This is a genomic window from Vibrio sp. Y58_MX_L22 (genome assembly GCF_024181865.1).
GTDB lineage: Bacteria > Pseudomonadota > Gammaproteobacteria > Enterobacterales > Vibrionaceae > Vibrio > Vibrio alginolyticus.
The window spans coordinates 90,874-103,498 of record NZ_JAMZAN010000008.1; the positions used below are offsets into that span (position 1 = coordinate 90,874).

Annotated in this window: 11 protein-coding genes; 6 read left to right on the forward strand and 5 right to left on the reverse strand. The window is 46.0% G+C overall.

All coding sequences use genetic code 11. From position 1 onward, the window contains the following. The first annotated feature begins 72 nt into the window (after positions 1–72). The 3 genes from NL626_RS18060 to NL626_RS18070 all read left to right on the forward strand — a co-directional run bounded on the left by NL626_RS18060 (position 73) and on the right by NL626_RS18070 (position 2,838). On the forward strand, positions 73–1,440 hold the full coding sequence (locus NL626_RS18060; protein WP_215810137.1) for an AlkA N-terminal domain-containing protein: 1,368 nt from the start codon (positions 73–75) through the stop codon (positions 1,438–1,440). Further along, on the forward strand, positions 1,437–1,919 hold the full coding sequence (locus NL626_RS18065; protein WP_005374431.1) for a methylated-DNA--[protein]-cysteine S-methyltransferase: 483 nt from the start codon (positions 1,437–1,439) through the stop codon (positions 1,917–1,919). The genes NL626_RS18060 and NL626_RS18065 overlap by 4 nt, the downstream gene beginning before the upstream one ends. Positions 1,920–2,019: 100 nt before the next feature. Further along, positions 2,020–2,838, forward strand: coding sequence for a hypothetical protein (locus NL626_RS18070; protein ID WP_253657604.1), 819 nt, complete (start codon positions 2,020–2,022; stop codon positions 2,836–2,838). 72 nt (positions 2,839–2,910) lie between these two features. On the opposite strand, the gene NL626_RS18075 is transcribed toward NL626_RS18070, so the two are convergent. Next, positions 2,911–3,519: a YitT family protein gene (locus tag NL626_RS18075; protein ID WP_005374427.1), complete on the reverse strand. Its 609-nt coding sequence runs from the start codon at positions 3,517–3,519 to the stop codon at positions 2,911–2,913. 201 nt (positions 3,520–3,720) lie between these two features. On the opposite strand from NL626_RS18075, the gene NL626_RS18080 reads away from it, so the two are divergent. Then, positions 3,721–4,116 (forward strand): GFA family protein, encoded by a 396-nt coding sequence (locus tag NL626_RS18080; protein ID WP_017821038.1) that lies wholly within the window; start codon positions 3,721–3,723, stop codon positions 4,114–4,116. A gap of 37 nt (positions 4,117–4,153) precedes the next feature. On the opposite strand, the gene nhaD is transcribed toward NL626_RS18080, so the two are convergent. Then, a complete protein-coding gene (nhaD, locus tag NL626_RS18085; RefSeq protein WP_005383238.1) occupies positions 4,154–5,584 on the reverse strand; it encodes a sodium:proton antiporter NhaD in 1,431 nt (476 codons plus the stop codon). Between the two features lie 420 nt (positions 5,585–6,004). Continuing rightward, on the reverse strand, positions 6,005–7,030 hold the full coding sequence (locus tag NL626_RS18090) for an acyltransferase (RefSeq protein WP_253657605.1): 1,026 nt from the start codon (positions 7,028–7,030) through the stop codon (positions 6,005–6,007). A gap of 250 nt (positions 7,031–7,280) precedes the next feature. On the opposite strand from NL626_RS18090, the gene NL626_RS18095 reads away from it, so the two are divergent. Further along, positions 7,281–7,871, forward strand: a complete 591-nt coding sequence (locus NL626_RS18095) for a TetR/AcrR family transcriptional regulator (protein ID WP_047102492.1) — start codon at positions 7,281–7,283, stop codon at positions 7,869–7,871. Between the two features lie 128 nt (positions 7,872–7,999). After that, positions 8,000–8,857, forward strand: coding sequence for an alpha/beta hydrolase (locus NL626_RS18100; protein ID WP_017633823.1), 858 nt, complete (start codon positions 8,000–8,002; stop codon positions 8,855–8,857). Between the two features lie 168 nt (positions 8,858–9,025). Here NL626_RS18100 and NL626_RS18105 read toward each other — a convergent pair whose 3' ends face one another. After that, positions 9,026–11,572: a glycosyl hydrolase family 18 protein gene (locus NL626_RS18105; RefSeq protein ID WP_253657606.1), complete on the reverse strand. Its 2,547-nt coding sequence runs from the start codon at positions 11,570–11,572 to the stop codon at positions 9,026–9,028. Positions 11,573–11,941: 369 nt separating this feature from the next. Further along, the gene (locus NL626_RS18110; RefSeq protein ID WP_053304032.1) at positions 11,942–12,445 is read right to left on the reverse strand and encodes a DUF2850 domain-containing protein; all 504 of its coding nucleotides are present in this window, start codon (positions 12,443–12,445) and stop codon (positions 11,942–11,944) included. Between the last annotated feature and the right edge of the window lie 180 nt (positions 12,446–12,625).

A 12,625-nucleotide genomic window follows, 5' to 3' on the forward strand; every position in this document is an offset into this window, starting at 1 on the left:
AGCTACAATAACACTATATTGAACGATGCCTATGAACAATAAATGACAAAAGGCATGAGCAAGGAAAGCACTATGTTTATTCACCCCCATACCTCACTGACCTTCGAGCAGTGTCACAAGGCGCGAGTCGCGCGAGACAGTCGTTTTGATGGGCGATTTTATGTGGCGGTAAAAACAACGGGAATCTTTTGTCGTCCGATTTGCCCGGCAAATTTGCCTAAAGAAGAAAATGTTGAGTATTTCGCTGATAAGACGCAAGCCCTTCAAGCAGGGTACCGTCCGTGTTTACGCTGTCGACCTGATAGCGCGCCTGGATCTTGGGCATGGAAAGGTGTCGAGACGACCTTTCAACGAGCGATTTCGTTAATTGATAGAGGGGAGTTGCATCACCATTCGGTGTCTGAGTTGGCTGAGCGTGTTGGGATTTCTGACCGTTACTTACGTATGTTGTTTGAGCAGTATCTAGGTATGTCACCCAAGCAGTATGCGCAATATCAGCAACTAATGTTCGCCAAACAGTTGCTTCACTCCAGCTCTATGTCGGTCACCGACGTGGGGTTTGCATCAGGTTTTAACAGTACGCGCCGCTTTAACGATGCTTTTCAAAAGTTTCTCAAATTAACGCCTTCTCAAGTACGCCGTAAAGAGTTTGATGGTGCGGGTTGCAATCGAATTGCCTTACCTTATCGAGGTGAGTTGAATTGGTCGCACATGTTGGACTTCTATCGTTTGCGAGCGGTTGAGGGAGTTGAGCTAGTGAGTGATGAGAGTTATCAGCGCAACGTTTTTTTGGATAACAGCAAAGCCTGGTTTAAAGCGACAAAAGATGAAGGATACTTAGAACTGGCGTTTGAAATTGAAGACGTAACGAAGCTGCAAAACTTGGTGTCTGACATTCGTCGTATGTTCGATCTTGACGCTGATATTTGTACTGTTGAGCAGCATTTGGAGTATGTCGCGCCTGGGCTCGTGTCGAGTAAAGGTATTCGTATTCCTGGTGTATGGAATGCATGGGAAGCAGGGGTTAGAGCGATTTTAGGCCAGCAGGTGTCGGTTAAAGCGGCGATTGGTCAACTTAACTTATTGGTGGCCACACTTAGCGGAGAGTCAGAAAAACGTTTTTTCCCGACTCCCAGTGATATTGCGAACTCCGACGTGAGCTTTTTGCGCATGCCGCAAAGCCGTAAAGAGACGCTAGTGCGCTTCGCCCAGTTTATGCAGGACAACTCAGAAGCTGACCCCCAGCACTGGCTAGCTTTGAAAGGTATTGGACCTTGGACCGTCAGTTATGCTCAACTGCGAGGGCAATCTCAACCCGATTGCTTTCTAGATAAAGACTTAGTGGTGAAAAAGGCGATGCAGCGTTACCCATCACTGAATACGCACACTGCGGCCCCTTGGGGAAGCTACGCGACGTTTCACTTATGGAATCAATCATGAAAACATTTTATACCGAAATGCCGAGTCCACTAGGAACGGTGACTATCCAATCGAACGCTGAGGGCTTACTTGGCATTTGGTTTGAAACATGCACCACTAAGCCGAGTGAGCTGGGGGTGCGAGACGAGCAGCATCCGGTTTTGCGCCAAGCTGTCACCCAACTGGATGAATACTTTGCTGGTCTGCGCAACGAATTCGACTTGCCCCTTGCAGCGACAGGCACTGATTTTCAAAATCAAGTTTGGCAGGCACTAACGACCATTCCATATGGGGAAACGTGGAGCTATCAAGATCTCGCGAATGCGATAGGTAACCCTAAAGCTGTGCGTGCTGTTGGGTTAGCAAACGGGAAGAATCCGATTTCTATCGTGGTACCTTGTCATCGCGTTATTGGCAAAAGCGGAAAACTGACTGGGTATGCAGGTGGAGTGGAGCGCAAGCAACGTTTGCTCGCGCTGGAGCAAGGTACACCGCTTTAAGTGAGGCGATTCTCGTATTGGGATTAAGCGTGCTACACAGGGGTAACGATAGTGTAGAGTTTCATAATCGTTATACGAATAGAAGAAGGACAATAAGGACATGCCTTTCAAAACGGATTTTGATGCCTTCATGAGTGAGTGTTGGCAGCATCACGAGGAAAATCCCGAACAAGTTTATGCTAAGCTAGAAACGGCTCTGAGCGAGGTGGAAGACGTTACCCAAATCGAGCGAATATTCGCATTGATGCTGCATACCGCTATTGGGCATCTCCAGTGCCCAGAACAGTTTCTTACTTGTTTAGATCACTTTGATGAACGCAAGGTTGCCGAGAGTTTGGCATTTCAACGCAGTATTGCCGTTGCGCGCTATTTCGTAGATGGCACTGACAATATGGAATTATTGGAAGAGCAAGAACAACGCCGAGTTTACGCTTTGATTTCGAATGAACTTTCTGCACTTGTTCAGCTTGAACTGGCGAGTCAATGGTTGGTGAAGGCAGCGTTAGGAATGACGCCGAACGATGCAGAAGGGCCATTAGCGCGCGCTATCGCGATCACTGCGAACAACTTAGCATGTCAGTACGAAGCGCTGGCTGAGCGCACGTGCATGGAAAAATCGAAGATGTTAGAAGCAGCGACACTCGCGCTAGACTATTGGAAAGTGGCAGGGGGGTGGATGCAAGAAGAGCGCGCAGAGTATCGCTTAGCGATGAGCTTGCTTAAAGCGGATAAACCGCAAGAAGCCAAAGTGCATGCTGAGCGCTGTGAGGCTATTTGTCAGCAAAATGGTAGCGACGCGTTTGAGCTGTTCCACGCACATGACTTGTTGATGCAAGTACACTTCCATCTTAGCCAGAAATATAAAGCTAAATTGGATGAAGAGATGCAGCAGCACTGCAAAACGAGCTCGTTGACGTGATCTTAGCGTTGAATGAAAAAAGCCCCGAGCGACTGGCTGGGGGCTTTAGGGTTGTTGACTATGCAGCGATGATTATGCTGCTTGCGCTTTTGCTTGGTATCGTCCTGGTTTATGGTTCATCGCCAAAATCAAGTTCGTTGCGATGGCACCTAGAACAGATAGAGCGATAAGGTGCACATCTACAATGAACAGTGACATCACCACGATGGCACAATCTAACGCCATTTGAACTTTACCCGCTCGAACTCCAAAACGTTCCTGAAGGTACAACGCTAGAATGTTAAAGCCACCCAAACTCATTTTGTGACGGAAAATTACCAACATACCGATTCCAATCAGCCCACCACCCAAAAGTGCCGCATAGAAAGGTTCGATTCGTGAAATCTCAATCACATGATGCAGATGATCGACCGCAAAAGAGACAATCGAAACCGCAATAAAGGTATTGATAGTGAAGCGCCAACCCATGCGCATCACAGATAAAATATAAAAAGGGAGGTTAAGAGCGAAAAATATCTGACCAAAACTGAAGTCACTCACTTTGGTTAGGAAGATCGCCAAACCAGCCGTACCGCCAGTGAGCAATCCTACTTTGCTAAAAAATATCACCCCAAGTGACACCAACGCACTGCCGAGCGTCAGAGCCAAGAGGTTCTCTCTTAGGCTATGATCTTTGTCCATAAATTAATTTCCTTGGTTTAAAAACCGCGCCGGAGATAACACGTCTCACGGACGCGATAGACAGTCGCCAAAATAGCAACTAACAAATCGGCCAATAAAATGTCGCGAAAAGTGATGGATGTCGAGTTTTTGGACGAGATTATGATGATATTAACCTGTTTAACATAATGTACACAGATAGAAAAACAACAAGGAAAAGTTATGATTAAGAAAGTTGGCAACACCCAAATCAACACATTACATCGACTGAGTTGTCACTGTGGAAAAGTTGAGTTGGAACTGGCGTTACCCAATGGTATTGAGAAGCCGAGACGGTGTGACTGTTCTATGTGTCGACGTCGTGGCGCGATTGTCGCATCTGTACCTTTGAACGGTATTCGTATTGTGCAAGGCGAAGACGTCTTGAAGCAGTATCAATTTAATACACACACTGCGAAGCACTTTTTCTGTGGCGAGTGCGGTATTTATACGCACCATCAGCGTCGTTCTGACCCGAGTGAGTATGGCTATAATGTCGGCTGCTTAGAGGGCGTCAACCCATATGAGTTGGGAGCGATTGAAGTGATGGATGGCGTTAACCATCCATCTGACCGCTAGGTTATATTGCGATTTAAGTGCCTGATTATCGGTGCTTTTAAGTAAATAAGCCGCTATTCATCCACAAGTGTACCGCAATACTGGCGGCATAACCCAAGGCGATGACGGGAGCCCACTTTAGGTGGCCAAAGAAGGTGTATTGTCCACGCGCGGCTCCCATTAAAGCGACGCCTGCCGCGGAGCCAATGGAAAGCAAACTGCCACCGACACCTGCGGTTAATGTGACCAGTAGCCAGTTGCCCATCGACATACTTGGTTCCATGGTCAGTACAGCAAACATAACCGGAATGTTATCGACGATTGCAGATAGGACACCAACCATTACGTTTGCCCAGACTGGGTTCCATTGCGTGTACATGACGTTTGAAACCAGTTCGAGGTAGCCAAGTAAACTTAAACCGCCAACACACATTACAACACCGTAGAAGAACAACAAGGTGTCCCATTCGGCTCGAGACACACGATGAAACACATCAAACGGAACCACTGAGCCTAAGCGCTTCAATGCCTGATCATCGCCATTGGCAATTGCCATAGCTGCTTTTTTTGCGAGTGAGTGTTTGAGAGTTTGGCGCAAAAAATATCCGAAAAACTGTAAGTACGCCAAGCCCATCATCATGCCCATAACGGGTGGGAAGTGCAGCATAGCATGGAAAGAGACTGCGGTGGCAATCGTCAAAATGAACAACGCGACAATACGCCTTGCCCCGCGTTTTAGCTCAACGTGTTGGTGAATCGTATTCGGTTTTGTGTTTGGAACAAAAAGTGACATCAAAAATGCGGGAACCAAGTAGTTCACCAATGACGGTACAAACAACGGAATGAACTCAGCAAAGCTGACATGACCGGCCTGCCACACCATCAGGGTTGTAATATCTCCAAATGGGCTGAATGCACCGCCAGCGTTGGCTGCGATAACAATGTTGATACAAGCAAGATTGACGAACTTAGGATTATCACCAGAGACTTTCATCACTACAGCGCACATCAAAAGGGCTGTAGTTAAGTTATCGGCAATCGGTGAAATGACAAAAGCGAGAAACCCCGTCAGCCAGAACAACTTTTTGAATCCAAAACCTTTACCAACCATCCACGCCTGTAAGGCATCGAAGAGTTTGCGTTCTTCCATTGCGTTGATGTAAGTCATCGCCACGAGCAAAAACAGCAGCAACTCGGCATATTCCAACAAGTTGTGTTCTAGTGCGGATTTGGCGATTTCAGGCTGGTTGTGCTGAGCAAAGGTGTAGCCAATCAGAATCCAAATTAACCCTGCAGCGAGCAGCACTGGCTTGGATTTTCTCATTTTCAGATACTCTTCCAACATAACCAGTATGTAAGCGATCGAAAAGATAATCAGAGCCGCGTAACCGACCCCAGAATTAACAAGATTCAGTTCATTGGTTGATGCAGCAAAGGTGGCGCTAGAGAACAACAAACAGCAGAAAGCCACAATTGGATAGATTGGCATAGACATTTCTCCTTTGTCTGGTTGGAGAAATATTAGCCACAAATGAATGAGTTAGTTGTGAGAGAGCTCGAATTAACAGTAGGAGTTAGGAAATGATAGTGTGCGCCACTATTTTCTGAGTGACGCAATGCTTGCTGCGCCGAATAAAACCGCAGCGGCATATAAACCGTAAGTTAACCAGTGACTAATCTCTAAAAAAGGAACGAGTCCTTGACCTGCCCACATACAGCCTCCGTTTAATGAGCAATGTTGTAATAGTCGAGCCAATTTAAAGGAAATGAACAATGTTTTTTGTGAGTGAAAGCAAATTCTGAAGGATTAGAAAGTCAAAAATTGGTCAGTGAGAGAGAAATCTCATTTTTAACTGGCTAGCTCTAACCCTTTTGAGTTAAAGCTAGCTATATCTAGAGCTGAATGCATTTAGCGTAGGAGCCATTTTTTCAACGGTGAAGCGTCAATTGCTTTCACAAGCAGTATGGTTGCAACAATCGTTGCAGGATAAATAAACACATCTTTCGCGAGGTGTTGCAGCCCGATAAATCCAGCGACATTCATCATGACAATTATGATAAGCAGATGGCTAACATATATTCCTAACACGCTAGGAGATAGTTTGAAGACCCAAGGCATGTCGCCAAAATGAGGGTGAGCCAAAAGCCACATAAAGACACCTACAGCCCAGATAACGGTACCGAATAGGAAGTCGTGCGAGTTGAAAGCGATGTCATGTTGCATCAGCCAGTAAGCTTCACCAAAATGCAGTGCCATACCAAGAATAATGCATCGAACCGTATTGTTTCTCGACCACCGCCACTGCGCTTCTCGTGCGAAATAACCTAGAGCAACTAGCAACGTGCTGAAAAAAGGCCCGTTACGAGTAAAGAAAGGCGCTGGCAGGTCGGTAATGGTCGCGTAACTGCCAGCAAAGACCCCGTATATGTATAGCAATACTGCAGTTGGCAGTATCAGTTGCACCATATTGATATGCACGAGAAAGGCAATTAACGCTACGGCAATGACCAGAGCCGGAATAAACCACAGATGAACGAGTCCGCCTTCGATGAGTGAATTGATCGGGGTTGACATTAAGTACCCCCAATAACCTTGCCTTTCGGCGAGATACCCTGCCTCAGCGACCGTCTGCCATTGGAATGGCATCAGTAAACTGATCATGCTCCAAATGAGCCAAACCTTCATTAACGGTTTGGGGTAGTTCTTAAGAGTATCGATAGGTGAGTGACTCAACTTCGGCTGGATTAGATAACCCGAGATGAGAAAGAACAGCGGAACAGCAAAACGAGCCAGTTGGTTGAGCATATAGCCAACCCATGGTATCCCATTCCACTGCCAGTACGTCAGTGCCATCTGGCAATGCAAACCCACAATCGCAAGCATCGCAATGATACGTGCAAACTCTAAGCTGGCTATTTTTTGTTTCTTTGCCATTACATTGTTTACCTAAATAAAAAACTTAGGTGAAAATAGCAGGTTGTTACTGAAGTAATACGTGAAAAAGTCAACAGACTTGCGTTTACATTGAAGCTGTTTTGAAAATTAAGACTTACTTCAAACTTCTTAATTATTAACCTATTAACGCAATCAATACCTGATTCGTGAGTCGAAAATAGCACTGAATAATGGTTAGACCAGTTAACTCGAGATTGCAAAAAAGAACGATCGTGCTAAAAATAAGACTATGCAAAAAGGAAAAGTGACAAAAGAGTTTATTCTGCAGCGGGCTTTTGAGATCGCCAGCGAAGACGGATTAGAAAGTCTTACGATTGGAGAGTTAGCCAAGCAATGCGGTATGTCGAAAAGTGGTCTGTTTGCCCACTTTAATTCGAAGTTGAATTTACAGCTATCGGTGCTTGATCACGCCAATAAAGTGTTCGCTGATCGGGTTATTGAGCCTGCTCGAGAACTCGGGGATGGCAATATCGAGCGTAAAATTAGAGGGTTGCTCGACTCTTGGATGACTTGGAATCACGCATTCCAAGGAAGTTGTATGTTTCTTGACGCTTGGAATGATACGGCAGATAAAGATTGCCCGCTTCAGGCCGGACTGCGTAAATCCATAGACACTTGGCTGAGCTATTTGGAGATCCAAATAACGAAAGGCAAAGAGAAGCAAGAATTTGCAGCAGACTTAGATACACGCCAAGCAACGTTTGATTTGTACGGTCTCTATTTGAGTGCGCATGTTTTTTACTCAATTAAAGGTGAGCAAGAAAGCTTGCGTCTGTTTTGGCAAGGGATCGACAACTTATTTTCTCGCTGGAAAGGCTAATATCGGTTATTCGCTTCCCAGATTCGTAGACATAAAATCACAAAGAGCGGCTGAGTTCGCTCTTTCTTATCAGCGTAAAAAGCACGACCGTTCTATTTTGTGCAAAGCTGATAGTTAAGGACATGATTATGAGTGAAAAAATTTACTTTAATACATCGCAACGTTTCAGTATTAAGCGCAGTTTGGTGAACATTAGTACTCGGTTACACCATACACTGGCCCCGTCACATGCAAAGAAGACCGCGCGCAAGCTTCTTCTGACACCGGCTCGTACGCAACCTAAAAATATTGAACCTCAAGGGCTTATCAAAGGTGAAATTAAAGGGCATGCAGGCATCATCAAAACCTATACTTTGGGCTCTGGACCTATTTGGGTGCTAACTCATGGTTGGTCTGGCACGGCAAGTCAGTTTTATCCACTGATGGAACATATTGCGTCGAAAGGGTTTACTGCTTTGGCGTACGATCATCCGGCACATGGTGAGAGTGAGGGGCAGTATGGGCACATTCCGGGGTTTGTCAGAGGATTGGAAGATGTGTTGGATACGGTCGAGGATATTGTTGGCCTAGTTGGGCACAGCATGGGCACCGCTTCTGCTCTTGAGTGCCGACACAGCAAATTAGAAAACAAGCCTTTGCTGCTTATTGCTCCGGTATTAAATTACGTAGAGAACTTATTCGGTAGCATTGCGCGTTCCGGTTACTCGATGAAGCTTTTTAATGCTGTGGTTTCAGAAGTTGAAGACCAATTTGGTTATCCTTTACAGTCCATTGATCCGATGAAGCGTTTGTCTGAGCGTCCGTCTCACACCATTATTATTCATGATGAGCAAGATAAGTTCACCAAATACAGTGTCTCGGCAAAAGCGGCTGAAGAGATTAAAAACGTTGAGTTAGTGACAACACAAGGTCAGGGGCATGGTCGAGTGATGAAGTGTGAGCAAGTCTTCAGTAGTTTTGACCGTTTGCTCGATAGTGCTTGGTAACCCTTACTTTTACTGATTGATTCGCTCCGTTTTGCGCTAATTCGATTTGAAAGTAACACCTCAGACTTTTTCGTCTCTGGTGTTGCTCTTCTCGTTAAGAGGTTAAATCCAAAAAGGACAGCCGAAGCTGTCCTTTGTTTATTTAGCAGAACGTCTGCAAGGCTGAAGTTAGTTACAGTTAGCTACGCCAACTTCTTTCCAAACGCCCCATTCGCCAGATTGGCTAGGATCGTCACCCTGAGTCCACCATTTCGCTTCCCACGTTTTACCTGCGTGAGTCACTTGGTTACCACCTGTGTACACTGCGCTCGCATCCCATGCGTTGTCACAAGTACCAGGGTTCGGATCGGTTGCGTGCTGTGCAACAACCACTGTCGCGCTTGCCGATGAAGACGCTTTACCGTCGCTCACACTTACAGTGAAGCTTAAGCTTGTGTCTTGCGGGTATTCCGCAGCAGTGAACGTGACTTTAGAGCCTTCAACCGTTGCATTCAGACCTTGAGGTAGAGTCCAGTTGAATGTCAGGGTATCGTTGTCTGCATCGCTAGACGCAGATGCATCTACAACCACAACGTCACCAGCGTTTGCTGTTGCTGGAGCAACAACTTGCGCTACTGGTGCGTTGTTCACTGGGTCAACAACACCTGCTGGTTTCACTGTTACTACAACGAGGTCAGATGCCGTTGCACCTTCGTTATCAGACACCGTCAGCTTGAAAGTTAATTGCTCTTCAACAGTAACTTCTGCTGCATCAAAGCTTGCTTTCGCTGAGTTTGCACCTGTTAGTACCACTGCTGTGCCAGATACTTGTTCCCAAGCGTAGCTTGCGATGGTGCCGTCAGAGTCGTTTGACAGGCTGCCATCTAGAACCACATTTGCAGGACCTGTTACCGATTGATCTGCGCCAGCGGCTGCGGTTGGCTTACGGTTTGGTTGAGGAACCACACCACCAGCCATACCTTCGTGCATCGCGTTTAGAATGTCACCGTTATCCGCGTCAATTTCCCAAGAGAATAGACCAGCAAGACCAAGAGACTTCGCGTAGCTACCTTTTGCTAGCACTGAACGGTGGTCATCAAATGTGATCAACTCGCCCGTAGTACGGTTCCATACCCATGGTGCTTCTGCTTGTGCATCGTAGCCGTACTCGAAGCCGTTAATACCAGTGTTGTTTGCACCTAGCATGAATGACTTAATGCCTTTGTAGTCAATTACGCCATCTTCCCAAACACCTTGCGCTGTGCTGCCCTTCAGTTTACCTGTAGCAGTACCTGTCATTGGGTCGTTTGGATCGGTTAGCGTATCTGGAGTTACGCCTTCCCAGCCACGACCGTACATTGCTGTACCAAGTACTAGCTTGTTCGCAGGAACGCCTTGAGCAAGAAGAAGTTGGATGCCGTTATCTGTTGTGTAAGCAGGACCTTTGTATGGTTCGCCGTTCTCATCAACGCCACTACCGTCACACTGACCAGGACGCATGAATGAACCACAGTAAAGCGCAGTCTGGTGACCAGGAACGTTGTTCCAACCGCCGTAGAAGTCGTAAGTCATTGCGAAGATGTAATCCATGTACTGCACCGCATCTGCGTAGTCTACGTCTTCAATCTTGTCGTAACCGACACCGATAGCGGACGTTAGCTCGTAAGTACGGCCTGTCTCAGCTTCTAATTCATCAAGCATTACGCGCAGTTCACGCATCAGTGCGATGTATGCTGGGCCATCGTTTACAGGGTCGCCCTTATCGGCTGCTGCACCGCCGCCGCCAGGGAATTCCCAGTCGATGTCAACACCGTCGTAGAATTTCCAAGTTTTCAGGAACTTCTTAACTGATGCGACGAATGTGTCACGGTTTTTCTTGTCCACGAAATCGAAGAATGGGTCAGACAGTGTCCAACCACCGATCGATGGGATGATTTTTAGATCAGGGTTACGTTGTTTCAATGCCATTAGCATTGCGTAGTTACCCTTGATAGGCGTGCTGTATTCATGACCAGCTTGTGGGAAGCTCTTCTGATAAGCAGCCCAAGGGTCATGGATAACGACTTCATAATCAGGCACACCTGTACAAGCAGTTTGTAGCGCGTTGAAACTGTTGCCGCCAACAGACTTCACAGACTCATTTGGGCCACAAATTGGGATAAAACCGTAAAGGATGTGAGTCAAGTTGTCGACCGGCATATTATCGACTGTGTAGTCACGGCCATAGATGCCCCATTCAACAAAATACGTACCCATCACGACGCTTGGATCGGTATTGTAGGTTTTGTTGTTTGGATCAACATTCATCGTTAGTGGCTTCAGGTGAGAACCATCGGTATCTGCAATTGTGATTTCAGCTGGTGCGCTTTTCGCACAACCTGTCGCATCACATGCTTCGATTTCCATTTGGTATAAGCCACCTTGGCCGTATTCAAACGAAGCTGTCGTTTGGCTACCAGTGATAGGGCCGCTTGCTACTTTTACACCATCAAAATAGACGTTGTAAGTGTCACCAGGTGTGCCACTCCACTGGTTAAATTTAACAGTAATCTTCGCTTGCTCATGGTATTTCACCATGTCGTAGTAGCCTGACGTGGTTTCCATCGCGAGTTCAATTTTAGAAAACTGAAGGTTGTTGGAACCGTACATATCGATACTTGGTGCGGTTGGAGCCGCAACTGCAGCGCCTGATAGCGCTAAAGCAACTCCAGCTGCACATAGGTTAAATCGAATCATAACTTCTCTCTCAATCCTTGGATTCATGTTCTACCTAGAACATAGGCTGCTCTTGCACCAGATAAGATGATTGGATTTACTCCACGTGCAAAAGCATCACACTCAGCATTTCAGAGAGTTTTTTTTCGTCAAAAAAAATTAAGACGGTTTTCGAGGCACTTGAGAGAACTTAACTAAAACTCGCACTCTGTTACACAGAAAGTGTCAGACTGAGTCAATAATTTATAAAATCTCAGCAGAAACTAAAATTATTGTTTACTCAGTAACGAGTTAGTTAAATGCGATGAAGGCCTTATTTTGTTGTTTATTAAGGTTTTGTTTCATTGATATAGAAAGAGAATTGAAAGGAAAAATAGCCGTGAAGACGTATTAGTCACGGCTGAAGTGTTCACTCAACGCGGCGCGACGTTTAGAGGCTGCACCGGTTTCAGAGCCCTGAACGGTATGCTCAAATCCTTTACGAATGAATCGCTGATCTGGAATAAGAGGCTCAATACGGCGTATTTGAGGTGAAAGATGAGAGCCCGAGATCTGATACGATGTCTTTCCTAATCCGGTATTCAACGTGATGACCTTGCCATCGAATTCAAATTCCGTCGTAATAAGTCGATGGTTTCGGTATACCCCATCTTCAGTGAAAACGAGACGTTCTGTTTGGTAGGGTGGCGCGCCAATCTCAATCCATTCGCCGTACACCTTTTCCGGATCAATGTGGTCTTGATAGGAGAGGTGGATTTGATAGCCAAAAAACGTCAACAGACCCATCCCGAAGCAGACAAATGTACTCTTGAGGATTTTGGATTGGTGGCGAGCCAAAAATGAAAGTTTTGGTTCTTGTCGTGCTTTTCGCCTTCGGCGAGTCGAGTCCGTCATAGATCTAATTTTCTCCACTTTTTTAACATGGTGGAAACCTTCCTTTTTAAAAACAAACAATCCCGCCATTGAGACGACGAAACTATGATCTAATGTCCACTTTTACATTCAGATACACATCTTATTGATAGTTTTGTTGTTTGCTCACATTCATTACTTCGCAGGTTTTCTTGCTCGGTT

Excerpts from the sequence above, each read along its gene's own strand:
- nhaD (WP_005383238.1), bottom strand. The coding sequence starts at position 5,584 with ATGCCAATCTATCCAATTGTGGCTTTCTGCTGTTTGTTGTTCTCTAGC.
- NL626_RS18100 (WP_017633823.1), top strand. The coding sequence starts at position 8,000 with ATGAGTGAAAAAATTTACTTTAATACATCGCAACGTTTCAGTATTAAG.
- NL626_RS18065 (WP_005374431.1), top strand. The coding sequence starts at position 1,437 with ATGAAAACATTTTATACCGAAATGCCGAGTCCACTAGGAACGGTGACT.
- NL626_RS18090 (WP_253657605.1), bottom strand. The coding sequence starts at position 7,030 with ATGGCAAAGAAACAAAAAATAGCCAGCTTAGAGTTTGCACGTATCATT.
- NL626_RS18095 (WP_047102492.1), top strand. The coding sequence starts at position 7,281 with ATGCAAAAAGGAAAAGTGACAAAAGAGTTTATTCTGCAGCGGGCTTTT.
- NL626_RS18060 (WP_215810137.1), top strand. The coding sequence starts at position 73 with ATGTTTATTCACCCCCATACCTCACTGACCTTCGAGCAGTGTCACAAG.
- NL626_RS18075 (WP_005374427.1), bottom strand. The coding sequence starts at position 3,519 with ATGGACAAAGATCATAGCCTAAGAGAGAACCTCTTGGCTCTGACGCTC.
- NL626_RS18110 (WP_053304032.1), bottom strand. The coding sequence starts at position 12,445 with ATGACGGACTCGACTCGCCGAAGGCGAAAAGCACGACAAGAACCAAAA.
- NL626_RS18105 (WP_253657606.1), bottom strand. The coding sequence starts at position 11,572 with ATGATTCGATTTAACCTATGTGCAGCTGGAGTTGCTTTAGCGCTATCA.
- NL626_RS18070 (WP_253657604.1), top strand. The coding sequence starts at position 2,020 with ATGCCTTTCAAAACGGATTTTGATGCCTTCATGAGTGAGTGTTGGCAG.
- NL626_RS18080 (WP_017821038.1), top strand. The coding sequence starts at position 3,721 with ATGATTAAGAAAGTTGGCAACACCCAAATCAACACATTACATCGACTG.